We start from the raw sequence: 24,282 nt of genomic DNA on the forward strand, positions 1-24,282 counted from the left end.
TCACGACTTGGCGCGATAGCGGCGCAGAAGCTCGCGCACTGCAGCTTCCATGCGCTGCCAGTCGCTCAGCATCACGCGCGCGTAGGTCATTTCGATAGTGATGCTGTCGTCCAGATCGACCATGGAATGACGGCACATGGCAACTCGATCACCGTCGGCGCGTTCAAGTGCCTTGCCATGCGCAACCAAGCCATCGGGAATCCTGTCCGCAGGATCGCAGCTGATGAACGTTCTCAGCTGGCCATCTGTTGAACGCGCCACGTACCAGTCCGGTTCCATCTTCGGATTGTGCACATAAGGCACGCCCAGCTCCTGTTCCGAATCCTTCGCATAGGCGGCCAGCAACGAGGGATCGATTGCATAGGGGGTCAATCCCAATCGTTCGGGTTGTGCTACCCGCAGATCCAAGCGCTCCACGGGGTCCCTGCGTTCCAACGATCCTGCCTCGGACGTGGCGTCGTTGCTGGACCGTCGTGCGAGGTAATCGGTGATGGGTACCCGGTCCAGGTAGTGCAGCTCGATCAGAACCTGCCGTCGGCTGTCCTGGGTTGTACGTACTGGACGGTCACCCGGCGGCGCTGCGTCAAAGTCAGGCCAGAACAAGGTGAGCATGACCCCACCATCGGCGAAGGGACCGATCTGGTTGTAGTAGAGATTGGCCGGGAACATGAAACGGTGCGGCCCCAATGTGGCCTCGACCGGCTGCGTGGTATAGGTATGTCCGCCCACCGTGCGCGGGCTGGTTGCGTCTTCGGACATGGCGGTTCCGTTCTGGTCCTTTTCCGTGGATGGAGACTTCGCACAGGCGGTCGCGCTTAACACAGCCACCAAGGCGAAGGACGCGAGCCGGCGAGCCGGTGCTCTGCTCATGGGCGATTTCCTTGCGTGATCGAAAACGACTATAGAGCGGCGGGGAGGGAAGCTCCAGTGGAAGCGTTTCTTCACGAGCTACGTGAAGCCGGGTATCTCCTACGATGTGGATCCAATTCAGAACCGGCCGGCTAGCGCGGTGTATAACAGCCCAAGACTGCCTACCGGCATGTGAGGAACGGATGCAACACATACTGAGGCCATGGATGGTACTGCTGCCACTGCTGTTGGGTGGCTGTGGCACCCAGGCCCCCCAGATGTACGACGATGGTTTCCCCGTCGCCAAGCCGATGGATCTGGTCCACGCGGGTGCGACGGTAGAGGCGCGTTTTGTGCTGCCGCCGCCCTGGGAGAAAGACCCCAAACCTCGCACGTTCCTGATCGGCTTCCGTACCGGTGGGCCTGTCAAGCGCCCGGACATGAGACCGGGAGATGTCGACTTCCTCGAAGACGCCCGGATTCCCCTGAAGGTGCAGCTTTGGAAGCTGGAGGGCAGCACCGAGACGTCCATCGCGCTGCACGCCTTGAATCGCGATCTGCCCGCTGTGTGGCAGGGAAACCGATATCAACCGACCAAGGGCGATGTATTCGAATACAGGAATGCCGTCGGCGCGGATTCGAACAGTCTGGTCAATGCAGGGAAGTACGACATGTCACTGGCCTACCGGGAATACGAGGTGGCCCGTGCCGATTCCGGGGATCTGACGGCCGGCAAGTACCGACTGAAGGTGACCAACCTTCAGGGCAACCCAGAAGTTGCACATCTCAACATCGAGCTTCTCGTCGCCAACTACAACGTGAAATAGAGCCGGCGCCAGCCAAGGCCTCACGCGTGGCGATCACCCCATACTCGCCGCCCGTCCCCTCACTTCCTGCTGCATGCGCTCCTCCTGTGACTGCTGCTCAAGCTCACGGCTCATGGCGCGCTGCTGGGCATCCTGGCTCACGCTCTCGTACTGCTGAAGCGATTGCTCGACTGGTGTCTGAGCGGCCTGCGCTGTCGGCATCGAGGCCCGTGCATGCGAGGGATCATTCAACTCGCCCTGCACCAGAAATACCGTGTGTCCGGCAGGGTTCTGCACGGTCGCGTTGCTCAGCAGCACGTGGTCTACGCGCGACAGATCGTTGTCTTTGGCCAGCACCAACAGGCTGGCGCTCATCCGCTCGCTGATCGCGTCGAAGCTGCGCCCGTGTTTGGCATCCAGTGCCGCAACACCATCGCGTATCTGCTCGTAGAGTGGGTGGTCAGGGTGACCCGGCGACAGCGGGCCACCTGCGGTCCGGGAATCCTCCACGGCCTTGCGGGCCTGGTCGTGCGCCGCATGGGCGGGGTGTTCCTGCGCCTGCACCACGGCGGGGATAGTCGGTTGTTCGCGTTGCTGTCCCTCTGCCTGCGGCAGGGGAGGGGATGGCGACCGATGGACCGCTTGCATCCTCGCCATGTCCTCCACGGTGGTGGTGGAGGTCAGCACCATGCGGTTGCCCGCTGCAGTGCCGAAGGACGCGATGGCGCTGTCCGGGCTGGGCGCGTGCGTGCGTGGATCGGGCATCAGCTCCAGCGTGATGTCGGCCTGTTTTCCAACGGCGGCAAGATTCTGTTCAACTGCGGCGGTGGTGGCGGCAAGCTGCTCCTCGGTGCGCGGAATGCCATGTTTCGCGTACAGCGATTCCACCTGCCCGCGCACACCCTCAGGCGCGATGTGCACGGTGGCCTTGATCTGCTCGGCCATCCTGCCCATGTCCGCAATGCCGGCGTTCTGGCTCTGCCAGGTGATTTCCAGTTCATCGCCGACGTTGCGATTGGCCTGGCTGTTGTAGACCACGCCCTCGTGCAGCCACTGGCCATCCGCCTGGCGGCTGTAGCTACGGCCGTCGCTCGCACGCAGAGTATTGGCGCTGTCCTGCGCATCGCGGATTGCCTGCGGGATGGACGGGTTCTGGGCGTCGCCGAAATCACTCCAACGGCCTTGCTCGTGGGCCACCATGTACCGCGCGGCCACGGCCGCCTTGGTGTTGGCCGCGTTCTGCGCGATGACGGTGCGCGACTGCTCATCCAAGGCGGGTTCGCGCTCCGGCGGAACAGGCTCGCGTCGCGTGATGGGCGTGCGCCCATCTACGACCTCCTTTATCTCCAGCTCCCATTGCCGAGATACGGTATCGCGCACGAACTCCCTTCCGGTCTCGAAGGCGCTGGGTGGCGGCTCTTTCAAGCCGCTGGCACTCATTCGATAGGGATCCCGTGGCGGCGGCAGGTTGGCCAGGCCCAGCTCGTAGGAGGCGCGGGCGGCCTGCCAGTTCAATTGGCGCTCCAGCGTGCCAGTGGCCACATAGTCGGCGCTGAAGGTGACATCGGCGCCCTGCGCCGTTTGTACTGGCCGTACTTCCACGCCAGTCCCCAGATCAGCGCTCTGAACTTGCTGTTGCTCGGCGCTGCGCAGCCAGCGGCCATCCGGGTCTGCCGGGTTGCGCGCCCAGGTGCGCTGCAATGGATCCTGCTGGATATAGACCCGCTCGATGTCCTTCTGTTCGGCCCACTTCTCACCCAGATGGGCGCCCAGCACACCGCCACCGATGCCAGCGACGACAGCGCCCGGGCCCGTCCACGAGCCGGATACAAGGCCAATGCCTGCACCTGCTGCGAAGCCGCCGAGCGCGCCGCCCAGGTTGCGGCCGACGAAGTGCGCCGAGGTTGAGTCTGCGCCTGTGGTGTTTCCTTGCGAGTTCAGTTCCACCCATTTATGGCCGGAGGTGGCGAAGTCATGCGCCATCAAGGCGACGCCGGCAACGCCCAATGCCTTCATGCCGGGGTTTACGCCGTGGGGTACAGCTTCGGCTGCTGTTGCCGCACCCGGAGGCCCGCGTGGCGCGCCCGGTTGCAGCGTTGAATGCGGAGTTGGCTCAGGCAGATCGGCGAACAGACGAGGCCCTGTGGACAGCGCCGAGCGAGCAGCGACCCATTCCGCGCGGGTGGTCGACATCTCGCTGAGATTGAGCGAACTGAAGTCGTGCAGCGGTTTTTCGAAAAGCGTCTTGCTGACGGCGTCATAGCCATCGATGGGCTTGAGGTGCAGGCGCACCTGGGCCACATCGACCGCTTGACCGCTATTCGTAGCAGCGTGCTGTGCGAGGGTGCGCTCGAGGGTTTGGTACTCGGCGGCAGATTGGATTGCAAAGGCCAGAGGCTCTGGGCCGAATTCGCTTATGGGGTAACCATTGATGCGGACGGTGGGGTGGTCGAGAGCGGTGGTTAGTTCAAATTTGTCGAAGCCACGTCCGGACTTGGCCCCATCGACGAATGCCACCAAGGGCCTATCCGTGGCAATGGCGTTCTCGAAATACTTTGGACTGCCCGCATTCCACATGATGTCCTGCAGCGCTGCTCTATGATTGCCCGCCCAAGGTTCCGTCCCCTGGGCATTCATGAAGCGCTCGAGCCCTCGCTCCATGATCTGGAACTCAGGGTGTTTTAGAGGGTCCGTCCTCATCTCGTCGATGAAACGTCCCCAAGGCGTGTCACCAATGATGCCGGCCCTGCCGTTCACATCCTTTGCATAATTCTTGGCATTGTCAAAATTCAGTTGCCCGCTGCGGTCTGTCGCAGAGAAACCAAGATAGTCTGTGCCTGCGGGAAGCTCAGGGGGATGTGCTTGCATCCTGGTAGCGACGTAGTCAGCGTAGCTCGAAACGCCATCAGGCCCCGATTGAGGTGATCTCAGATAGGAGATCACCTCTTGCTTCTGTTGCATTGTGAGCGGGCTGCTGTCAGAAGTGTTCTTCGCTCCGCCCAACGTGGCGAGAGCGAAACTGTCGAATGTGAACTTGGACATGACGGCCAGCCTCAATCCGCACGCACGGGATTGACTGCTTCAGCCAGGATGATGGCGCCTCCATGATGAGGAGGCGCCAAGCCAACTGTGGAAATATCGTTACGAGCAAGTGCTTCGGGCGTGGTGATCGCCACGTATCGCACGCCATACCTCGCACTGCTGTGGTCCATGTTTGCCAGCACCAGCCCCTGCGCGACTGAGCATAGGAAGGCGAAGTCACTGTCCTGATTATTCAACGTCTGCTTGAAGCCGAGGACGGACTTCAGGACCCAGTCGCGGCCCAGATCCAGGGTAAAGACGCGTTCCCGTCCATTCTGTGTCTCAACCATCTCGTCGCATCCAAACAGCCCTAGTCCGTCAACTCTCTGGCCATTGAGATAGAAGAGATACTGATACTCGGTGTGGCTCGGATCTTCGGGGGGGCTCGCTGGCAGGATGCGCGGTGCCGTGATGGTCACGCCGGTATGGCGATCGACTGCGGAGCCTGGCTGACGCTCAAATTCCAGCGGCATGATTGATCCTTCAATGGAGTCCGGTTGCAGGCGATGGGATCCAAGGGTTCCACCGCGTCCTTTTGCGGACTATACGGACCTCATCCTGGCTGCTCTATAGGCTCCGGTCCTAAAGGCCTCCGTACTGCTCGCTGGTTCACACATTCAGCAAGCCGATTCCGCCACCCGAGTCGCGTCCACCTGCCCGCGAACCCACCTATGCGATCATCCGGCCAGGACCGCAGTACCCAACAAGGCTGAGCAGGCATGGAGCAAGCAACACGCTACACGGTAACCCTCTTTCTGGCCGCGCCCGGCACCCCGCTGAACAGCGGCGGCAGCTCACCGCGCGGGCACATGTATTTCCAGACCGCCTCCGGCGAGGAAGCGCACAGCTACGGCTTTGCACCGCCGCGCCTGCCGACCGATGAGGCCGCTGCCGGTGTGCAGTACGCCGAGGTCGTACACGACGATGCCGACGAGCACCGCGACCCGTATTACAGCCGTACTCTCGAGATCAGCGAGGAGCACTACGGCTGCCTGCGCGATTTCGCCGAGGAGCCGGCCGAGTTCGGTTTCGATGTCGATCGCCCGGCCACCATCAACCGCTGCAGCGATTTCGTCTGGGCCGCGCTGCACTATGCTGGCCTGCATTCGCAGCCGGCACCGCTGGACGGCGGTAGCAACCTGGGCGAGTTTGCGGTGCTGTTCAACCTGCCGGAAATCCAGTGCCTCGCGGCGCCATTCCCGGCCAGTGAGCTGAATCGCGAACAGCACCACCCGATGCCCGAACGCGAGGCCGAGCTGCACCGCGAAGGCGGTCGCCCGAGCGACGAGCCGCCGCCCAGCCCGATGGAAGTGGCCGGCACGCTGCTGGACCCCTCGCACCCGGATCACCGGCTTTTCGCGCAGCTGATCCAGAAGGTGGCCGAGCTGGACGCCGCACACGGGCGCACCTTCGACGACACCAGCCAGCGCATCAGCGCCAGCCTGCTGGTGTTGGCCAAGCAGAACAACCTGTCCCGCGTGGACCACGTGCTGCTCAGCCGGCCTACCAAGAGCAGCCACGAGGCCGAGAGCATCTTCATCGTGCAGGGCGACCGCGATGACCCCGGGCATCGCCGCGCGAGCATCGCTACTGAAGTAGCGGCACAGACGGATGTGGCGGATTCGCTGCGGTTGAAGGAGCAGTGATCGTGCAACTGCAGCGGGTGCTGGTGACCTTGGTTGTGCTGGGCGTGCTGGTGGCGTGCCGTGCATCATCAGCACCTGAGGTAGCGCCCACGCTTCTGACACCAGCGCAGGCTGCGGCCCGGACCGTGGTCCCGTTCACGCGCGCAGTGCAGTTGCAGAAGGCCGGGCGAATTGCTGAGGTTACTTTCGACCTGCCCGCGCCTCAAAAGCCGGCCATTCCGATCCTGAACGTCGGGCTGCGGCTGCAGGAAACCGACGCGCGCCGCCTGCTGGATGCGTCGGAGAAGATCACGCTGGGAAGGCTGCCAACGCGGCTGCGCTTGGAACGGATCGATGCCAGCACGCCTGGCCCTGTACAACTCTGGCAGCGCACCCGCGATGGGCGTGACTCGCAGAAGATCCCCGATGATGGCGTGGTGACGGACTTGACGACCGGGAGCGTTGATATCAACAGTCTTGCCGAGGCGGGGTTGTACTCTGAAGAGGTGCTCTATCGCACGCTGCAGTTGGCGCAGGTCGGGGGAATTGCACCGGGGCGCTACGTTCTGGTGGTAGATCTTGTTGAGGATCGACCCGAGCTGGAAGGCTTGAAAGCAGAATTGATCGTTGGCTACCAATCACTAGGAAAGTAGATATGCACAAGGACGGCGCCGAGCGCTACAGCGTGACCATCCATCTGGCGGCTCCCGGTACACCCCGTTACGGACGTGACGCTGAGGGGAACAGGTTGCTGCTGGAGCCATCGTTCGCGGGGCACATGTTCTTGTCGCTGCGTCGCTCGGGCGAGCCTTTGCCGGAGAGCGTTGGTTTCACCTCGGCGGGGACGAAGGAAAACCCGAACAGGGGCAAGGTCGATGACATGGATGTATGGGTCTACGACAACCCTCGCTTTGAGCGAACGATCGAGATCAGCAAGGAGCAGTACGACCGCATCCTCGAGTTCTCGGCTGATCCGAAGAAGCACGGCTTCGATATGAACTACGACTTCTTCTCCAACGCCTGTACCGATTTCGCGTGGGGTGCGCTGAACCACGCAGGCTTGCGGCCAGTGGGGCTGGCGGGGGAGATCAACAACTACGAGGGTGCCACCAAGGTTCTGGACAACATCCGCGCCGTCAACGCCATTCCTCAGCAGGTAAAGGGCAGCGAGCTGGACAAGGTGCAGTGGAACCCGATGCCGAAACAGACGTTCCGGGAGTGGATGTTCACTGAGAATGGCGAGCATCTTCGCAATAGCTCCATCGCCGCGGCCGGAACCCCCGCCGATCCATCCCACGCCGATCACACTCGCCTAAATCAGCTTCACCAGCAGGTGGCCGACCTCGGAGCCTTCGGCGCCCAGAACGGCAACGTCAGCGCCAGCCTCCTGGCACTCTCCAAGGAGCAGCAGTTCACGCGCGTAGACGATGTGCTGCTCGGCGAGCGCCGTGGCGATGCCGCCCCCAACCTCTTCATCGTGCAGGGCGACCGCAGCGACCCGCCGCATCAGCGCGCCAGTCTGCCGGCAGACGTCGCCGCGCAGACGCCGGTGGCCGCCTCGTTCGAGCGCATCGAGCAACTGGCTCAGGCACGGCCGCAGCGTGATGCCCAGCGTCAACAGGAAGAGCAGCAGTTGGCCCAGGCGCACGCCCCGCGCATGGTCTAGCCGTCCAGCGCCGAACAGCGCGTCCGCCATGCATCCGCAGGCGGACGCCACGGCCCCTACCTGCTACCATTCCCGCGCTACCCAGCCAGCCCACCCCGCGCAGACAGATGCAGGGCCGGGCCGTCGAAGAACGGCCCCGCGAGCCAGGACACCCTCCGTGCCCATTGAAGGACGCTCGCATGATCCGCAATTCCCTTTTCCGTTCGGCCGCGCTGGCCGTCGCCGTGTCGCTGAGCCTCGGTGCTCCGACCGCCTTCGCCGCTGAAGCCGCCGCTGCCACCAGCCCCGCCACCGCCGTGCAGCGCCAGGCCATCGCCCAGGGCCTGTACGAGCTGGCTTACAGCCCCAAGCAGAACGCCGTGTTCGTTGCCTCGTCCGGTGGCTTCGGTGACAACGCCGGCCCGGCCCAGGTGCTGCGCCTGAACCCGACCACGTTGGCCGTGGAAACCCGCATCCCGCTGGAGCGCAAGGCGTTCGGCGTGGTGCTGGATGACGCCCACGACCGCCTGTACGTGGGCAACACCGTGGACCTGTCGGTGAGCGTGGTCGATACCGCACAGAACAAGGCCATCGGCACCGTGCAGCTGATGGAGAAGAAGACCGGCAAGGACGGCAAGGCCGCCTACACCCACGACCTGCGCGAGCTGGTGGTCGACAGCGCCGCCAACCGCCTGTACGTGACCGGCCACAGCAGCCAGCCGGATGTGAGCAGCGTGCTGTTCGTGATCGATACCAACACCCTGAAGGTGATCAACACCATTCCGGGCCTGGGCAACGCCAAGGCGCCGGGCCTGGCGCTGGATGCCGCCAACAAGCGCGTGTACACCAGCAATCTGCTGGCCGATCTGGTGGTGGTCGGCACCGACTCCAACAAGGTGGAAGCCCAGCACAAGATCGCCGCCGAGCAGCCGATGAACATCGCGCTGGACCCGGCCGGCAAGCGCCTGTTCGTGACCGACCAGGGCTCGGAAATGCTGCGGGGTTACCAGGCCAAAAGCAGCGGGCTGGTCAGCAAGCACCCGGGCCAGCGCGTGCTGGTGCTCGACCGCAGCAATGGCAAGGAACTGGCGAGCATCCCGACCGACGCCGGCCCGCTGGGCATCCTGCTGGATGCACCGCGCAAGCGCCTGTACGTCACCAACCGCGAAGCCGGTACGGTGACCGCGTACAACAGCGACAGCTACCAGAAGGTGGCCACCTACGCCGTGCCGACGCACCCGAACAGCCTGGCGCTGGATGCCAGGAACAACGTGCTGTACGTGAGCATCAAGAACGGCGAGAAGGATGCCAAGGGCTCGGACGAGAGCGTGGCGCGTATCCAGCTGTAAGGGATGGTGCCGGGTCATGCCCGGCAGCTGGCTGCTGGAAAAAGGCAGGGCTTTTTGCCCTGCCTTTTTCTTCACCTGGTTGCGGTCCCCACCACCAACCCGCTAGGGTTGAAACCCATGGCAGGGAGCCAAAGGATCTGAACATGCTGGGTATCCACCGTTGGCTGCGCGTTGGCCTGTTGATCATCTTGAGCACCGTGCTGGGTGCCTGTTCCAGCCGCATCCCGGAGCCACCCGAACCCCTGGAACTGACGCAGCCGATTACGGTGGATCAGCCCGGCCAAGAGGTGCGGTTCGAGTTCGAGACGAATGCGCGCAATTTCGATCCAGGCCGCACCTATGCGCTGGAGCTTGAGGTGCAGCGGCAAGGCGGGCGCGAGAACGGCGAACCGGACATGCGCAAGTTGAATCTTCCCTTTGAGGTGTCACTGCAGCGATGGGGCGCAGGTGCCTGGCAGGACGTTCCCACCCATGACAGCTACCAGGCACTCGCGCTCAACGCGGGGAAGCCGCTTCCTGCATGGCACGCATCCACTGCCTGGCGCTATGCAGCGTTGAGCGCGGGCAGCGGTGGCGAGTATCGATGGAGCATCGTTGCCCTGCCGTTGGATCTTGATGCCCGTTACCGGCTGGATGTGCGCACGGTTCAGCCCAGCGCCGAGTTGAAGCACTATTCGGCTCGTTTGAAGGTTCACGCCGCCCGCCCGGTTGGAAAGTAGTCAGCAACTCACCCTTGGAAGGAACTGAAGGAGCCACCTTATGGATAAGCCGCGCTATACCGTAGAGATCGTCATCGCCGCACCTGGCACGCCTCTGATGGACCCGAAGACCGGTCGACAGGAGGTCCTTGACGGTGTTCCGCAGACATCCTCTCCAGGTCATATGTTTTATGTCCTGCATGCATCAGGCGAGCCCGCGAAGAGTTTCGGGTTCGCACCCAAGGTACACGGAAGCATCAACGGGCCCGGTGACATCATGCCGGATGATGCAGATGTCTATAAAGACCCGCGCTACACCCGCACGCTCGAGATAAGCGAGGAGCAATACAAGAAGCTTGAGGCCTTCGGTTCGGACCCGGAGAAGTTCGGCTTCAGCAAGCACTACGAGGACGTGCGCCACAACTGCGTGGACTTCACCTGGGAAGCGCTGAACCACGCTGGCATCGAGCGAAAGAGAAGCATCGACGTGAATGCTTTTGGAGGTCCCGCAGGGCAGCTCTTCCCGGACGTCCGCATCCCTCTGGACATGAAGGGTGGAGGCAAGGACGGTTTTCGCCCGCTGCGCAACATCCACGGCGTGGACAGCATCGAGCCGCCGTTTCCGAACAGCGATCTCAATCGTACGAAGACCAATCCGATGCCCGAGCGCACGTGGAAGCATCGCTTGCTGAGCGAGAACGACGACATCGGTGAGCGCAGCGGTGAGCGGTTGGCCAACGACGCACGTGTGCCGGGTGACACATTGCATCCGCTGGACCAGCGGGTGCGTGCGGCGCTGGGGGACGCGGCCGAGCGCCAAGGGTTGCCGCCGGGACAGCAGCCCGAGCTGTTGGCGGGCCACCTGACGCGATTGGCAGTGCAGGGGGGCTACACCGAACGCGATACCTTGCGAGTGGCTTTCAGTAGTGGCGGTGCGGCGGACTCGCCGGGCTATGTCTTCCTGCAGCGCACGGGCGACACCGCCTCACCGGACCCGGCAGCGAACCGCCAGCGTCTTTCGCTGGCCGATGCCCAGCAGGGCACGGTTGAAGAGGTGTACCAGCAAGCCAGCGTGCAGCATCAGGGCCGTGAGTCCAGCCGCGTCGCGCAGGAAGATCAGCTGCAGCAGACGCAGCACGCTCAGCCCCGAATGGGCTGATACCGGCCCATGCGACAGGCGTCGGTGGCATCGACGCCTGACGGCATTCACCCCATGCGATGCGCAGGGTTCTGCTGCTGATCCTGCGACTGTGCATCCAGCGTCTGCTGCTCGGCCCGCCCCGGCTGCTGCCCACCCAGCCCCAGCTTCTGCAGTGACTGCTCGGCCGGCGTCTGCGCGGCCACGGCGGTCGGCAGCATCGCCCGCAGGTGCGCCGGGTTGGCCGGGTCGCCCTGCACCACGAAGATGTTGTGCCCGGCCGGAAGGTTGGCCGTGGCGTTGCTCACCACCACGTGGTCGGCGCGTTCCAGACCCTGTTCACGGGCTTTGACGGCCAGGCTGGCGGCCACGTTCTCGCTGGTGGCGTCGAACGCACGGCCGTGCTTCTCGTCCAGCGCGGCTACGTTCTGGCGGATCTGCTGGTGCAGGGAATCATCAGGGGTCATTGGGGGCTCCATGTGGCCGCTACCGTGTGGCCGGATGTGGCCAGTGTAAAACGGTCGTGGGCTGCGCCGGTAACCGCTTTGTTGCTAGCCTGTGGCCCGGGGCGCAGGGGATGGCGCCCGGCTGCAATGGGATGGAGGGAGAAGGTGGTACACGGGGAGACAAACCGGATACGGGGGCAGGCGGCTGCGCGGTTGCTGCTGGGCATGGGGCTGTGGGCCTGCGCAGGTATTGCAGTGGCTGACACGCCCGTGGCGGCGGACGATCCCGCTTGCCCTTCGCAGGACTTCACCCGTTTCCTGCAACGCTTCGCCGACCCGGCCGATGACCGGGTGCGCCTGCGTTACACCTCCGACCCACTGGAGTACGAGGTGCCCATGCATACCGTGCGCGATGACCACGAGGGGCTGGCGCCCACGCACGTCGTGCTGGAGCAGGGTGCCGCGCGGTTGAAACGTTTCAGCTACCGCTACCTGGCCGCGTTCGATCTGTTCGTGCCTTCACCGGCCAGCCGCGATCCGGCCGCGCTGGAGCACATGCGCGCCGGCACCTACCACGCGCCCACACGTATCGAAGCGATCGATGACAACGGGCAGCGCGTGACCTTCGGCAGCGACGCCGAGCGCGACGCCTATACCTTCGCGCGCCGCTACGGCTGCTGGATGCTGACGCGCGCCAGCAACCTGCGCGACTGAGCGGGCGTTGTGGCGCTGACGATCACTTGTCTGCCGGGCGGTGGTCGTAACTGATCACCCGCTCGGCCTGCCATTGGCCGTTCACGCGGCGCCAGACCTGGATGAAACGGGCCTGGCCGGTCCAGCGCTCAACGCCATCGGCGCCGCGCTCATGGAAGCGGTGATCGCCCATTTCCAGGGCGCGATCGTCCTGCAGCGGAAAGACCTGCAGCGAGCTCTCCACCAGCTCGCGCCGCAGGTGCCAGCCTCCCTTGCGCGCGTTGTCGCACAGGGTGGCCACGCTGCGGCGGAAGTCCTCGCGGCTGTTGGCGGACTTGCCGTCCTTGTCATGGAAGAACTCCATGTCTTCGGTGGTCATCGCGGCGGCCCTGTCGGCATCGCAGGCATCGAAGGCCACGGCGAACAGCTGCGTATCGGCCGCGCGGATCTGCTCGCGCAGGGTGTCGCTGGAGGGGGAGGTGCCGGCGACGGCGGCGGCGGCGAGCAGGGGCAGGGCGAGCAGCATGGCGTGGCTCCGTTGAGGACCGGCGCAGACTGGCATGGGCGATGGCGTACGGTAACCGGGGCATGACGAAACCGGCGCAGGGCCCGACCAATGCCGTCCATGCGGGTGCGAAATGTGCCGGCTGACCGCTGCCCGTGTACGCGATGTCATGGCCTGAGCCGGATCCATCACGGGCGCCTCCGGTGCGATTGCCTAGGCTGGGTTCCTCTTTCCCCCGGGAGTTCCCATGGCTACCTCCTCCGTCCGACTGCACATTGAAGACACCGGCGGCACCGGCCGCCCGGTCATCCTGATCCATGGCTGGCCGTTGTCTGCCGAATCCTGGAAGGCGCAGGTGCCGCTGCTGCGCGATGCCGGTTACCGGGTGATCAGTTACGACCGTCGCGGCTTCGGGCGCTCGGACAAGCCCGCCGATGGCTACGAGTACGACACCTTGGCCGCTGACTTGGCCGGCCTGATCGACGAACGCGACCTGCGCGATGTCACCCTGGTCGGCTTCTCGATGGGCGGTGGCGAAGTGGCGCGCTACATCGCCAACCAGGGTGAAGACCGCCTGCACAGCGTGGTGTTCGCTGCGGCCGTGCCGCCGTACCTGTTGAAGGGCGCGGACAATCCCGAAGGGCCGCTGACCCAGGAAAAGGCGGATGAGATGCGCCAGGGGCTGGAGAGGGACCGGGAGTCGTTCTTCGACGGCTTTACCCGCGATTTCTTCAGTGCCGACGGCAAGCTGATGGTCACCGAGGACGAGCGCCAGGCCGCCATCGCGCTTGCCCATCAATCTGACCAGACCGCTGCGCTGGGGTGCATGAAGGCGTTCGCCACCACCGATTTCCGCGCGGACCTGAAGAAAGTGACCGTACCGACGCTGGTGCTGCACGGCGACAGCGATGCGACGGTGCCGTTCGAAGGTTCAGGCAAGCGCACGCACGCGGCCATCGCCGGCAGCGAGGTGGTGGTGCTGAAGAATGCGCCACATGGCTGCAATACCAGCCACGCCGATGACTTCAATCTGGCGTTGCTGGAATTCCTGAAGAAATAACACCCACTACGGCATCATCCGCACATGCCCACTGCCCGCACGCCGCCCTGGAAGAAGCCCAACCCGAAGGGCCAGAAGACGCAGCCGCTGACGGAAGCGCAGAAGGCGGCGGCGCGGCAGCGGGCAGAGGAGAACGGGCGCCGTTACCCGAACCTGGTGGACAACATGTGGGCGGCGAAACTGCCGCGCGGTTGAAGCCTTACTGGCTGTTGCGCCCCAGCCATGGCTGCCAACCCCATTCCCGCCAGGGCGCGACGGTGCGGGGCTGTATCGTCAGCGTAACGTTGGACGATGCGCTGCACTGGTGCAGGGCATCGCGCAACAGGGCCGCATCCACCGGCTGCGCCGTGGCCACCTGCAGCAGCGTGCCGCGGCGCCGCACCTGCACCGGCAGCACTCCGTGCACCTCGACCGGATTGCCTGTGCGGGCTCTGCGGTAGCGCATGGTGATGGGGCGGACAGTGCGATGCAGCACAGGTGCGCAGGCGTCCAGCAGGTGCAGTTGCTGCTGCATGGGCGCGCGGACCTCGATGACGGTGGAGGGATATCCCAAGGTGCTCTCGACCAGCACCTGGAAGCGGGCGCCATCGGGCATCAGGTAGACGGTCAGGGCCACCGTGCCGATGAACGCCATTGCCGCGAGCAGGACCCAGCTGCGCGGCACCTTGGGCGGCTGGGTGAAGCGCTGCAGGCGCGGTCTGCGCCGAAGCATGCGGCGATAGCGTCGCTGTGCTGCGGGGCGGTGCAGCAGGCTGTCATCCGGCAGCGCAATCACGCGCGGCGGGAGGCGGGCCAGCCGCGCATTGATCATCCGTGCGCCAAGCATCGCAACCAACCCGCCAAGCAGAACCGGCAGCAGGGTACGCACGAGCAGATACAGCCCTACCATCGCCAGCTCTCCTGAAGGAGTGGACATGATGGCGCATCGCCCAAGCCGATGTCGCATCTGCCAGCCGACAGCGATCATCCGCTTGGCTAGCATGCGCGTCCACTTGCTGGGGAACACGCCGTGACCGCTTTCACTGCCCGCCTAGGGCGCTTCTTCGGCGCAGGGCTGATGTTGTTGCTGCTGCAGGTGGTGGCACTGCTCTCGGTCGGCTTGGCCGCGGGCTACTTTCACCACCGCGTGGACCTGCTGCTGGAGCCACTGACGTTATCCTGCGGCGGCGCCGATCCGGCCGCGCGCCTGCACGTGGCCGAGCACCTGCTGGCACGTGCCGGCGCGCTGGACGACTGGCAGCCGCTGTGCTGGCTGCCGATGGCAACGCTGGTGCTGGCCCTTCTGGGTACGCTGCTGGTCTGCGTGCACTGGCTGCGCCATGTGGATGCACCGCTGCGCCGCAGCGCTTGGGGGCTGCTTGCCCTGCATGCGGCGGCGCTGCTGCTGGCGAGCGTGATGCTTCGACTGTATGAGCATGTCTGGGCGGGCATCACCACTGCGCTGCCTGCAGCATGTATGACAGACCTGACACCAGACGGACATGCGCTCCCGTCCTCGATACGGCGATGGCTGTTGCAGATCTTCGCCAGGGCCGAGCTGACGCCGCCGCACGCACCTGATGCGCTGGCCATCATCCTGTGCGGACTGCTGATGGCAGCGATGGTGGTCGGCCTGTGGCTGTGGCGCACCACCTCGCAGCTGCGCTACAACAGGGTACAGACGTGACAGACTGTGTAGCGCGTCCTGCGGAAGGCCGCAATCGTGCTGCATCTGGTCAGAACACTGTCTGCGTGTTGATGTTCAACGAGAACGAAACTGCGATACCAGGAGGAGGAATGATTCGGACGCTTTGGAAATGGGCACGCAGCACCGGCGTGGCCAAGTATTTGCTTCTGCTGGCGTTTCCGATGTTCGGGCGGCCGCTGCACTTTGTAGCAGGGGAAAGCCGCAGGAGCTATGCATCGGCGCGGTTCGGTACAGTCGCGCTACCCCTTGCGGCAGCAGGCATCTGGGTCTGTGCCATGATCCTGTTCTTTGATGGCGTTGCCACTGAACTGGTTCCACGACTGAATGAGACACTTGGCGAGATGGCAGCCTATCGCCGCATGAACCTTCTCAACAGCTTGGTGAGGTGGGAAACGGCACTGCTGATCCTGGTGATGGTGGTCGTTTCTTCCTACATCCGTCACGGCTATTACCTTCTGGCGCGGAGCGTGGTTGCGCGATTTTCGGTGCCGGGGCCGGTCATTCCCAGGAAGTACTTTCTCGTTTCCACGTCGTCAACGGCGCTCCTGTATGGCATTGCAGGCGTGCTGTTCGGCTTGGTCCAGCGCTATGGTGTTGAACACCGCGCACTCATCGAGAGCGTTGTGGTATCGCCGTGGTTTGCTGCGCTATTGGCTGTTTTTGGAATCGCCAATTTTGTCGGCTGGCGCAATAGAAGAGCGGCACACGTTGAGCTTTATGGGTCACCGCTTGCGTCGACGTGCGTTGATCTTGCGGTCATCCCGCTGTTGATTGTCCCGCTGATATTCATGATGCTTGTGATGTGAGGGCGAATCTGGAGGCGGGGCTGGGACGATCTCCAGAAGCTGGGTTAGAGTCGCGGACACCTTCTCTCCCAAGGCCGACCTGATGCGTTCATCGCTGCATGCACTGACCTTGCTGCTGCTGTCCCTGACCGTCCACGCTGCCGAAGTCGACCGGCGCATCGCGGTGACCATCGACGATCTGCCGTGGGCGCGTCTGGATGAAATCGTGCCGGCCGATCTGCAGGCACGCCATGCCGCACTGATGGCGCAGCTGCGCCAGGCCGATGTGCCGGTGGTGGGCTTCGTCAACGAAAACAAGCTGGAAGTGGATGGCCAGGTGCAGCCGGCGCGCGTGCAGATGCTGCGCGACTGGCTGGATGCCGGCTACGAACTCGGCAACCACACCTGGTCGCACATGGACCTCAACGCCAAAGGCGTAGCGGCATTCCAGCAGGACTTCCTGCGTGGCGAGCAGGTGCTGCGACCGCTGCTGGCCGAGCGTGGACAGACGCCGCAATGGATGCGCCACCCTTACCTGCGTGCGGGCCGTACGCCGGAAGACCGCGTGGCGATGGACGTGTTCTTCAAGCAGCACGGCTACCGCGTGGCACCGGTGACGGTCGACAACGGTGAGTGGGTATGGGCCTTCGCCTATGCCAACGTGATGAACGAGCAGCCCGATTCACCCCAGCGCGAGGCGACGCTGGCGAGCCTGCGCAAGGGCTATGTGCCGTACATGCTGAACAAGGTGGATTACTACGAGCAGCAGTCGCAGGCGCTGCTGGGGTATGCGGTGCCGCAGGTGTGGCTGATGCACGCCAACGAGCTCAACGCGGCGACGTTCGCCGAGCTGGTGGCGGCCACCAGGCGCCGTGGCTATCGCTTCGTGTCGCTGCAAGAAGCCGTGCGCGACCCCGCCTACGCGCGCGGCGCCGAGGGTTACAGCGGTCGCTATGGGCCGAGCTGGCTGCACCGCTGGGCGATGGCCGAAAACAAGCCCAAGGCGTTCTACGCCGGCGAGCCGGAAGTGCCGAAGTGGGTGATGAAGCTGGCCAAGGTGGACGGCGAGTGAGCGTCAGCGCTTGACGGCCAGCACGCCATCGAGCGCCAGCTCGGCCTTGAAGCCGGCCTTTTCCAGGCGCTTGGCGACCTCGCGTGGCACGTCGCGGCCGCTGGTCAGCTTGTTCGGCGCGCCGGTGTAGTGGAACAGGCGGCCGCCCTTGCGGATGACGCGGGCGAGATGGTCGTAGAACACCTGCGAGTACAGTTCGCCGGCAATGCCGAAGCGCGGCGGGTCGTGCAGGATCGCATCGACGCTGTTGCTGGCGACCTGTTCGATCTGCTGCGAGACGTCGCCGTGGCTGAAGTGCAGGCGGCCGCCCGCGGCGGCTGAGTCAGGATCGGGCGACCACGGATTGAGCGTGCGCAGCCACATCACGTCGGCGTTCTTCTCGAACGAGCGGATCTGGCCGACGCCGGCCTCCAGTGCGCAGGCGGCGAAGTAGCCGAGCCCACCGCAGGTATCGAGGAGGCTTTTGCCCGCCGGGGCGACCAGCTCGACCTTGCGGCGCGCGTCCTCGAACGGCGACAGCTTGGAGGTCGGCAGCATCTTGATGCCGTCGATCTCGAAGGTCGGTGCGCCCCACTCGGTCGGCACCAGCTTGATCAGCGAGCCGCTGAAGCGGGAGATGGAGCAGAACTCCTCGCCATCCCAGTAGTACAGCGTGCGGTCCTTCAGCTTGCCCGGCCACGGATAGTGCTGGCCGCGGAAGGTGAAACCCTCGGCATCCAGCTGTACCGCCGCTTCGCTGCGGCCCAGATCGAGCGAGCCCTGCCATTTGGTGGCGCCCTTGTCGTGGGTACGGCGCAGGGTGTCAGCGCTGTCGCGCGTCAGCAGGGGGCCGGAGTAGTGGGGCACGGTGCGTACAGGGGTGGTTCGGGGGAGGGCATGGTACCGCAGGCGCTGTGCAGCCGAGCCGGACATGGGCGCGGCGCTACCGCAGGTCGGTGCAGCTGAATCCGTGGATGGTTCCCTCTCCCGAGATCAGGCCGACACCTCGTGAGGGCTGCATGCCCTCCAATGCGCAAGATCGGCGATGGGCATCCTGGGTGGCGGCTGGCTGCCGGTCGAAGTCGTAGCGCATGCTGCCGTCTTCCTGCAGCAGCCAGTGCACGGTTACGCGCTCGGCGCGTTGCCCCTCGATCTCCCAGTCGAAGGTACGCATCACCACGATCTCGCCATCAGCGGTCTCACGCACCTCGTCGTAAGCACCCTGGGTCTTTGCAACGATTGCGGCCAGCAGGAGAAGAGCGGTCATCGGAATTCCTCCTCGAAACCGGCAGCGTGTGCCAGCGGCCTCGTTGAGGCCATGGGAAGAATTGCAATCTGGCCGCTACTGGCACTTGACCGCATACACCGGCCCGGCACCGATCAGCAGCAGCGCCATGTAGTCGCTGTCGCGTGCCCGGGCCTTCAGCGTGGCGCCGTCCTTGACGCGGAAGATGCCGAAGCCGCCGGCCATCCGGATCAGTGCGCTGTCGATCTGGTCGGCGTCATCGCGGAAGTACTGCTGGATGTCGCTGCGGCTGGCCTTGTACAGCGCATTGGGTTCGCGCTGCCAGTGGCCATCGCGTTCGAACGAGACGAAGTACTGGCTTGCTTCCTTTTCGATGCGGAACTCGGCGGACTTGCGCGGGCTGGTGGCGAAGCAGCCGAGCATCGGGTCGGAGGAGAACGGCAGCTGGGTATCGCCGGAACAGGCCACCAGCAGCAGGAGGGCACCGGGCAGCAGCAGGCGGAGCGTGCGCATGGGATGTCCCGACGGGGCAGGTGCGGCCAGTGTAGGCAGCACGCAGCCGTGGCCGGTACAGATTTTCGGCAAGAACCGCCGCCCTGCTGGCGTCACGCGTTGCGGTGGATCTCCACAGTGATGTGCACCAGTTCCTCGTGGATCGCCAGCGCCTGGCGCACGGTATCCGGATCGAGCGTGGCATCACTGGTGACCACGCTGGCGGCGACGGCGTACTTGCCGCGCCCCACCTGCCACACGTGCAGGTCGGCCAGGCGTGCCGGCCACGGACCCTGCTCGATCACTTCGCGTACCTCGGCCACCACCGGCGCATCCATCTGCGCGTCGAGCAGGATGCGGCCGCTGTCGCGCAGCAGGCCGATTGCCCAGACGGTGACCAGCACCGCGCCGACCAGGCCCATCACCGGATCCAGCCAGGTCAGGCCGAGCAGCTTGCCGCCCAGCAGGGCGACGATGGCCAGCACCGAGGTGGCGGCGTCGGCCAGCACGTGCACGTAGGCCGAACGCAGGTTGAGGTCGTGGCCGTGGGAATGGTCGTGGTCGTGATCGTGGTGATGACCATGATGATCGCCATGGTCGTGCCCGTGTCCATGGTGGTGATGGGCGTGGCCGGGACTGTCATGCAGCCACCATGCGCACAGCAGGTTCACACCCAGGCCGACCGCGGCGATGGCGATGGCTTCGTTGTAGTGGATGGGCGCGGGCACCCACAGGCGTTCCAGCGATTGCACGGCCATCAGCGCGGCGACGCCGAGCAGGGCGATGGCGCTGGTATAGCCGGCCAGGATCTCGATCTTCCAGGTGCCGAAGGCGAAGCGCGGATCGTGCGCATAGCGCCGTGCGCAGCGGTAGGCGAACACCGACAGGCCCAGTGCCAGCGCGTGCGAGCTCATGTGCCAGCCGTCGGCCAGCACGGCCATGGAGTTGAACCACCAGCCACCGACGATCTCCACCAGCATCATGCTGACGGTGAGCCACATCGCGCGGCGGGTGTTGCGTTCGGCCAGCGGATTGCCGTCGTCGAAGCGGTGCTCGTGGCGGCGGGCGGCGGCGAGGGCGTCCAGGTGCATGGCGGCGGTCAGGCTTGGGTGGATACCCCCATAGGGTATATGATCTCGGCATGGCCCATGTACACGGAAATCGAAAGCAGCTTCTGACCCGGGTGCGCCGCATCGGCGGGCAGGTGGCGGCGCTGGAACAGGCATTGAACACGCCCGAGGGCGAGACAGGCGACTGCGCCGACGTGCTGGTGCAGGTGGCGGCCGTGCGTGGCGCTGCCCACAGCCTGCTGATGGAACTGCTGCACGAGCATCTGCAGGAACACGTTGTGGGCGCGGAAGACCCGGCGCAGCGGGCGGCCGAAGCCGAGGTACTGGTGGAACTGCTGCGGCGTTACGGCAAATAGCTGGGTAGTGCCGGCCGCTGGCCGGCAACCTCATGACCTGCGGACGTAGCCTGCAGTTGTCGGCCAGCGGCCGGCACTAGCTTCTGCGGTGCCGGTGCTGCGCGTTCCACAGGTGCGTGGCGGCCAGCAGCAGGCTGCCGGTGACCGTCAGCGGGGTCTCCCAGGCGTGCGAGGGCAGTGCCAGCGCCCCGGCCATCAACAGTGCCAGGCCCATGCCCGCGCTCAGCCATGCCAGCGCAGGCAGCGGCTGGCGGCGTTCGGCGCGCCACAGGGCAAAGCCGGTCATCGGCAGCGCGATGGCGACGAAGACCAGGTGCACCCACTCCGCTTCGGCCCAGACGCCGAACAGCGGCAGCGCGGCCGCCAGCAGGGGCAGGGCCAGGCAATGCAGCAGGCACAGGCTGGACAGGGCGACGGCGCCGGCATCAAGCAGGGCGGCAGAGGGCGACTTCATGCGGGGAGGATTCCTTGCGCGACAATTGTTATACAGTAACATTTCCATTCCGCAGCCAGCCCGCTCCGACATGAACACTGTTTCCCGCGCCGACCGCCGCCTTCCGGTCACCGTGCTTTCCGGCTTCCTCGGTGCCGGCAAGACCACCCTGCTCAACCAGATCCTGCGCAACCGCGATGGCCTGCGGGTGGCGGTGATCGTCAACGACATGAGCGAGGTCAACATCGATGCGCAGCTGGTGCGCGATGGCGGCGCCGAACTGCGTCGCACCGAAGAGACGCTGGTGGAGTTCAGCAACGGCTGCATCTGCTGCACGTTGCGCGACGATCTGCTGCAGGAGGTGCGGCGCCTGGCCGACAGCGGCCGCTACGACTACCTGCTGATCGAATCGACCGGGATCGGCGAGCCGATGCCGGTGGCGGCGACCTTCGCGGTGCGCGACGAACACGGCTTCAGCCTGAGCGATATCGCACGGCTGGACACGATGGTGACGGTGGTGGATGGCAGTGCCTTCCTGGCCGATTTCGGTTCCACACTGCGCTTGGCCGAGCGCGGTCAGCAGGCGGGGCCGGATGATGACCGTGGCGTGGTCGACCTGCTGTGCGAGCAGGTGGAATTCGCCGATGTGATCGTGGTCAGCAAGGTGGACCAGGTGGACGACGAGGTGCTGCAGGACACGCTGGCCGTGCTGCGCGGCTTGAACCGCGACGCGAAGCTGCTGCTGTCCCGCTTCGGCGATGTTCCGCTTGCCGAGCTGCTGGATACCGGCCGCTTCGATTTCGAGCGCGCGCAGCAGGCCCCCGGTTGGGTGAAGGAACTGCGTGGCGAGCACACGCCGGAAACCGAGGAGTACGGCATCGGCAGCTTCGTCTATCGCTCACGGCGGCCGTTCCATCCCGCCCGCTTCGCGCGCACGTTGCAGCACGGCATGCCCGGGGTGATCCGCAGCAAGGGCTGGTTCTGGCTGGCCAACCGCATGGACTGGGTGGGTGAGTTGAACAGTGTGGGCGCGGCCACACGCACCCAGGCGGCGGGCTTCTGGTATGCGGCGCGCGAGCGGGTGCGCGCCGGCCAGGAGGACACCACGCCGCTGCTGCCGCCAACGCCGCTGCCTTACAGCGATCTGGGCTGGGCCCGGCAGCAGGCCGACTGCTGGAGCGCGCCGCTGCCGGACGTACGGGAATTCCCGGACGCGGCCGCGCACTCGGCGATGGCACGCCTGTGGCATCCGCTGTGGGGTGACCGCCGGCAGGAGCTGGTGGTGATCGGCGTGCACATGGACGAGCGTGTGGTGCGGTCGGCCCTGGATGCGTGCCTGCTGAACGACACCGAGCTGCAGGCCGGGCCATTGCTGTGGCAGCAGATGCCGCAGGCGTTCCCGGTGTGGAAGCGTTGATGCGTCTGCGCCATGCGTGGATGAAAGGCTGGCAGTAGATCCACGCCACGCGTGGATGAAAGGCTGGCAGTAGATCCACGCCATGCGTGGATGAGAGGCTGGTAGTAGATCCACGCCATGCGTGGATGAGAGGCTGGTAGTAGATCCACGCCATGCGTGGATGAATGACTGCAGGAGCCGAGCACCCGCTCGGCCCTACAACGCATCGCGCCACCGCCAACCTGCGTCACCGACCTGCAGCACCTGCGTTGGCCGCAGGGCCTGCAGCAGGTGAGTGTCATGGCTGACCATCAGCAACGCCCCCGGCCACGCCGCCAGCAGCTCTTCCAGCGCCTGCAGCGCAGCAAGGTCCAGCGCGTTGCCCGGCTCGTCCAGCAGCAGCAGCTGCGGGGCAGGATCGGCGTACAGCACGCTGGCCAGCGCACCCTTCACCCGCTCGCCATCGCTGAGGCCGCTGGCCGGGCGCTGGACGCGCTGCGCATCCAGGCCCAGCAGGGCAAGACGCGTACGCAGTTCACCCGCATCGGCCGCGGGATTCGCAGCGCGCACGGCATCGAGAATGCTCTGTTCACCTGCAAGCCCCAGCAGTTGCTGGTCGAGCAGGGCCAGCGGCGCATGCCGCTGCACCTGACCGCTGCGCGCCGCCAGCTGCCCGGCCAGCACGCGCAGCAGCGTCGACTTGCCGCTGCCGTTGTCGCCCACGACGGCGATGCGCTGGCCGCGCCGGATCTCCAGCTGCAGCGCCGCGTCGCAGCCATGCGGCAGCACCAGATCGTGCGCCTGCAGCAGGCGGGCCTGGCCACGCTCGCCTTCGCCACTGAACAACGCCAGTTCTGGCGTCACGTGTACTGCCGCAGCGGCGGCGCGCACCTGCGCTGCGCTGGCCTGCAGGCGATCACTCTGGATCTGCTGCGCACGGCCGTGGCTGGCTTCGGCGCGCTGCTTCTGCCGACCGAGCAGGATCGGTGCCTGGTTGGCCTCGCGCGCTTCGCGGTTGCCACGTGCCTGCCGCTGCTGCTGGCGCTCGTTCTGTTCCCGCGCGCTGCGTTGCTGCTGCCGGTGCTGGGCACGGGCATGCTCCAGCTGCGCGGCGGCGGCCTCGCGTTCGGCGGCGCGTGTGTCGGCATAGTGCTGCCACGGTCCGCCGTAACGATGCAGGCCGTGCGCGTCCAGTTCGACGATCTGCGCCATCTGCGCGAGCAGGCCACGGTCGTGGCTGATGGCCAGCAGGCCGCCCTGCCACTGCTGCAGCTGTGCGTACAGCTGGTGGCGATGCCGGGCGTCGAGATGATTGCTTGGCTCGTCGAGGATCAGCCAGTCCGCGCCGCTGGCCCACGCGCCGGACAGCGCCACCTGCATCGCCTGGCCGCCACTGAGCCGGGACGCGGGCTGCGCCGGATCAAGGTCGGTCGGCAACTGCATCGCCTGCCACTGCTGCTGCAGGCGTTCGCGCAGGTCCCAGTGGTCGCCCACGCAGGCGAAATCGGCTTCATCGATGCTGCCTGCTTCGATGCGCGCCAGTGCCGCCAGCTCGGCGCCGACGCCGGCCAGTTCACCCACCGTGCCACGTGGCGGATAGCCCGGCGTAGGCAACAGGAACACCTGGCCACTGCGGTGCACGCGGCCATCGTCGGGCGACAGCTGGCCGGCGAGCAGGCGCGCGAGCACGCTCTTGCCGGCGCCATTGGCGCCGACCAGCCCGGTGGCCACCGGTTCAAAGGAAAAGGACAGATCGGAAAACAACGGTCGGCCATCGGCCAACCGATACGACACGCGATCGAGCGTGAGGGAATGCGAAGTCATGCGACCTCCATGGATGCCTGGTTCTCCCCTGCGCGCAGGGGCGGGAA

Annotated in this window: 27 protein-coding genes; 15 read left to right on the forward strand and 12 right to left on the reverse strand. The window is 65.3% G+C overall.

From position 1 onward, the window contains the following. Window positions 1–870 carry a hypothetical protein gene (locus tag ACUXVE_RS15405; protein WP_263930246.1) on the reverse strand — a complete coding sequence of 290 codons (870 nt, stop codon included), beginning with the start codon at window positions 868–870 and terminating at the stop codon, window positions 1–3. Window positions 871–1,076: 206 nt separating this feature from the next. Between ACUXVE_RS15405 and ACUXVE_RS15410 the strand changes: the two genes are divergently transcribed. Then, window positions 1,077–1,676, forward strand: coding sequence for a hypothetical protein (locus ACUXVE_RS15410; protein ID WP_445514731.1), 600 nt, complete (start codon window positions 1,077–1,079; stop codon window positions 1,674–1,676). A 33-nt stretch (window positions 1,677–1,709) separates the two neighbouring features. On the opposite strand, the gene ACUXVE_RS15415 is transcribed toward ACUXVE_RS15410, so the two are convergent. After that, window positions 1,710–4,697, reverse strand: coding sequence for an XVIPCD domain-containing protein (locus tag ACUXVE_RS15415; RefSeq protein ID WP_445514732.1), 2,988 nt, complete (start codon window positions 4,695–4,697; stop codon window positions 1,710–1,712). Window positions 4,698–4,708: 11 nt separating this feature from the next. Continuing rightward, entirely contained in the window at window positions 4,709–5,209 is a 501-nt protein-coding gene (locus ACUXVE_RS15420) for a hypothetical protein (protein WP_127564123.1), read from the reverse strand. Window positions 5,210–5,455: 246 nt separating this feature from the next. On the opposite strand from ACUXVE_RS15420, the gene ACUXVE_RS15425 reads away from it, so the two are divergent. From ACUXVE_RS15425 to ACUXVE_RS15450, 6 genes are all read left to right on the forward strand, one after another. Next, window positions 5,456–6,382, forward strand: a complete 927-nt coding sequence (locus tag ACUXVE_RS15425; protein WP_445514733.1) for an XVIPCD domain-containing protein — start codon at window positions 5,456–5,458, stop codon at window positions 6,380–6,382. After that, complete coding sequence (locus ACUXVE_RS15430; protein WP_099782605.1) at window positions 6,379–7,014, forward strand: hypothetical protein; 636 nt, start codon at window positions 6,379–6,381, stop codon at window positions 7,012–7,014. The genes ACUXVE_RS15425 and ACUXVE_RS15430 overlap by 4 nt, the downstream gene beginning before the upstream one ends. Before the next feature lie 2 nt (window positions 7,015–7,016). After that, window positions 7,017–8,027 (forward strand): XVIPCD domain-containing protein, encoded by a 1,011-nt coding sequence (locus ACUXVE_RS15435; protein WP_445514734.1) that lies wholly within the window; start codon window positions 7,017–7,019, stop codon window positions 8,025–8,027. 179 nt (window positions 8,028–8,206) lie between these two features. Next, window positions 8,207–9,355 carry a YncE family protein gene (locus ACUXVE_RS15440; protein ID WP_445514735.1) on the forward strand — a complete coding sequence of 383 codons (1,149 nt, stop codon included), beginning with the start codon at window positions 8,207–8,209 and terminating at the stop codon, window positions 9,353–9,355. Window positions 9,356–9,498: 143 nt separating this feature from the next. Beyond that, the gene (locus tag ACUXVE_RS15445; RefSeq protein ID WP_445514736.1) at window positions 9,499–10,074 is read left to right on the forward strand and encodes a hypothetical protein; all 576 of its coding nucleotides are present in this window, start codon (window positions 9,499–9,501) and stop codon (window positions 10,072–10,074) included. Between the two features lie 40 nt (window positions 10,075–10,114). After that, window positions 10,115–11,212, forward strand: a complete 1,098-nt coding sequence (locus ACUXVE_RS15450; protein WP_445514737.1) for a hypothetical protein — start codon at window positions 10,115–10,117, stop codon at window positions 11,210–11,212. A 47-nt stretch (window positions 11,213–11,259) separates the two neighbouring features. On the opposite strand, the gene ACUXVE_RS15455 is transcribed toward ACUXVE_RS15450, so the two are convergent. Further along, on the reverse strand, window positions 11,260–11,658 hold the full coding sequence (locus ACUXVE_RS15455) for an XVIPCD domain-containing protein (protein WP_445514738.1): 399 nt from the start codon (window positions 11,656–11,658) through the stop codon (window positions 11,260–11,262). Between the two features lie 234 nt (window positions 11,659–11,892). Here ACUXVE_RS15455 and ACUXVE_RS15460 point away from each other — a divergent pair, with 234 nt between their 5' ends. Next, window positions 11,893–12,351 (forward strand): hypothetical protein, encoded by a 459-nt coding sequence (locus tag ACUXVE_RS15460; protein ID WP_445514739.1) that lies wholly within the window; start codon window positions 11,893–11,895, stop codon window positions 12,349–12,351. A gap of 22 nt (window positions 12,352–12,373) precedes the next feature. Here ACUXVE_RS15460 and ACUXVE_RS15465 read toward each other — a convergent pair whose 3' ends face one another. Beyond that, entirely contained in the window at window positions 12,374–12,856 is a 483-nt protein-coding gene (locus ACUXVE_RS15465) for a DUF4440 domain-containing protein (protein ID WP_445514740.1), read from the reverse strand. Window positions 12,857–13,082: 226 nt separating this feature from the next. Between ACUXVE_RS15465 and ACUXVE_RS15470 the strand changes: the two genes are divergently transcribed. Next, window positions 13,083–13,895, forward strand: a complete 813-nt coding sequence (locus ACUXVE_RS15470) for an alpha/beta fold hydrolase (RefSeq protein ID WP_445514741.1) — start codon at window positions 13,083–13,085, stop codon at window positions 13,893–13,895. Between the two features lie 24 nt (window positions 13,896–13,919). Further along, complete coding sequence (locus tag ACUXVE_RS15475) at window positions 13,920–14,090, forward strand: hypothetical protein (protein WP_099782623.1); 171 nt, start codon at window positions 13,920–13,922, stop codon at window positions 14,088–14,090. Window positions 14,091–14,094: 4 nt separating this feature from the next. Here the strand turns inward: ACUXVE_RS15475 and ACUXVE_RS15480 are convergent, their stop codons facing one another. Then, entirely contained in the window at window positions 14,095–14,811 is a 717-nt protein-coding gene (locus ACUXVE_RS15480; protein ID WP_445514742.1) for a hypothetical protein, read from the reverse strand. Window positions 14,812–14,904: 93 nt separating this feature from the next. On the opposite strand from ACUXVE_RS15480, the gene ACUXVE_RS15485 reads away from it, so the two are divergent. The 3 genes from ACUXVE_RS15485 (at window position 14,905) to ACUXVE_RS15495 (ending at window position 17,439) form a co-directional block, all read left to right on the forward strand. Further along, complete coding sequence (locus tag ACUXVE_RS15485; protein WP_445514743.1) at window positions 14,905–15,561, forward strand: hypothetical protein; 657 nt, start codon at window positions 14,905–14,907, stop codon at window positions 15,559–15,561. Window positions 15,562–15,671: 110 nt separating this feature from the next. After that, the gene (locus ACUXVE_RS15490; protein WP_222387837.1) at window positions 15,672–16,388 is read left to right on the forward strand and encodes a hypothetical protein; all 717 of its coding nucleotides are present in this window, start codon (window positions 15,672–15,674) and stop codon (window positions 16,386–16,388) included. Between the two features lie 82 nt (window positions 16,389–16,470). Next, a complete protein-coding gene (locus ACUXVE_RS15495) occupies window positions 16,471–17,439 on the forward strand; it encodes a polysaccharide deacetylase family protein (protein WP_445514744.1) in 969 nt (322 codons plus the stop codon). 3 nt (window positions 17,440–17,442) lie between these two features. Here the strand turns inward: ACUXVE_RS15495 and ACUXVE_RS15500 are convergent, their stop codons facing one another. The 4 genes from ACUXVE_RS15500 to dmeF form a co-directional block, all read right to left on the reverse strand. Continuing rightward, window positions 17,443–18,285, reverse strand: a complete 843-nt coding sequence (locus ACUXVE_RS15500) for a class I SAM-dependent methyltransferase (protein WP_445514745.1) — start codon at window positions 18,283–18,285, stop codon at window positions 17,443–17,445. A gap of 76 nt (window positions 18,286–18,361) precedes the next feature. Next, window positions 18,362–18,685 (reverse strand): hypothetical protein, encoded by a 324-nt coding sequence (locus tag ACUXVE_RS15505; RefSeq protein WP_445514746.1) that lies wholly within the window; start codon window positions 18,683–18,685, stop codon window positions 18,362–18,364. Between the two features lie 75 nt (window positions 18,686–18,760). Beyond that, window positions 18,761–19,177 carry a hypothetical protein gene (locus ACUXVE_RS15510; RefSeq protein WP_025879201.1) on the reverse strand — a complete coding sequence of 139 codons (417 nt, stop codon included), beginning with the start codon at window positions 19,175–19,177 and terminating at the stop codon, window positions 18,761–18,763. Between the two features lie 92 nt (window positions 19,178–19,269). Beyond that, on the reverse strand, window positions 19,270–20,247 hold the full coding sequence (gene dmeF / locus ACUXVE_RS15515; RefSeq protein WP_445514747.1) for a CDF family Co(II)/Ni(II) efflux transporter DmeF: 978 nt from the start codon (window positions 20,245–20,247) through the stop codon (window positions 19,270–19,272). 50 nt (window positions 20,248–20,297) lie between these two features. Between dmeF and ACUXVE_RS15520 the strand changes: the two genes are divergently transcribed. Next, a complete protein-coding gene (locus ACUXVE_RS15520) occupies window positions 20,298–20,582 on the forward strand; it encodes a metal/formaldehyde-sensitive transcriptional repressor (protein ID WP_445514748.1) in 285 nt (94 codons plus the stop codon). A gap of 76 nt (window positions 20,583–20,658) precedes the next feature. Here ACUXVE_RS15520 and ACUXVE_RS15525 read toward each other — a convergent pair whose 3' ends face one another. Next, on the reverse strand, window positions 20,659–21,036 hold the full coding sequence (locus ACUXVE_RS15525; RefSeq protein WP_025879198.1) for a MerC domain-containing protein: 378 nt from the start codon (window positions 21,034–21,036) through the stop codon (window positions 20,659–20,661). A gap of 70 nt (window positions 21,037–21,106) precedes the next feature. On the opposite strand from ACUXVE_RS15525, the gene ACUXVE_RS15530 reads away from it, so the two are divergent. Next, a complete protein-coding gene (locus ACUXVE_RS15530) occupies window positions 21,107–22,432 on the forward strand; it encodes a GTP-binding protein (protein WP_301870231.1) in 1,326 nt (441 codons plus the stop codon). A 195-nt stretch (window positions 22,433–22,627) separates the two neighbouring features. Here the strand turns inward: ACUXVE_RS15530 and ACUXVE_RS15535 are convergent, their stop codons facing one another. Further along, on the reverse strand, window positions 22,628–24,235 hold the full coding sequence (locus ACUXVE_RS15535; protein WP_445514749.1) for an ATP-binding cassette domain-containing protein: 1,608 nt from the start codon (window positions 24,233–24,235) through the stop codon (window positions 22,628–22,630). Between the last annotated feature and the right edge of the window lie 47 nt (window positions 24,236–24,282).

Source organism: Stenotrophomonas sp. 3(2025) (assembly GCF_052665395.1).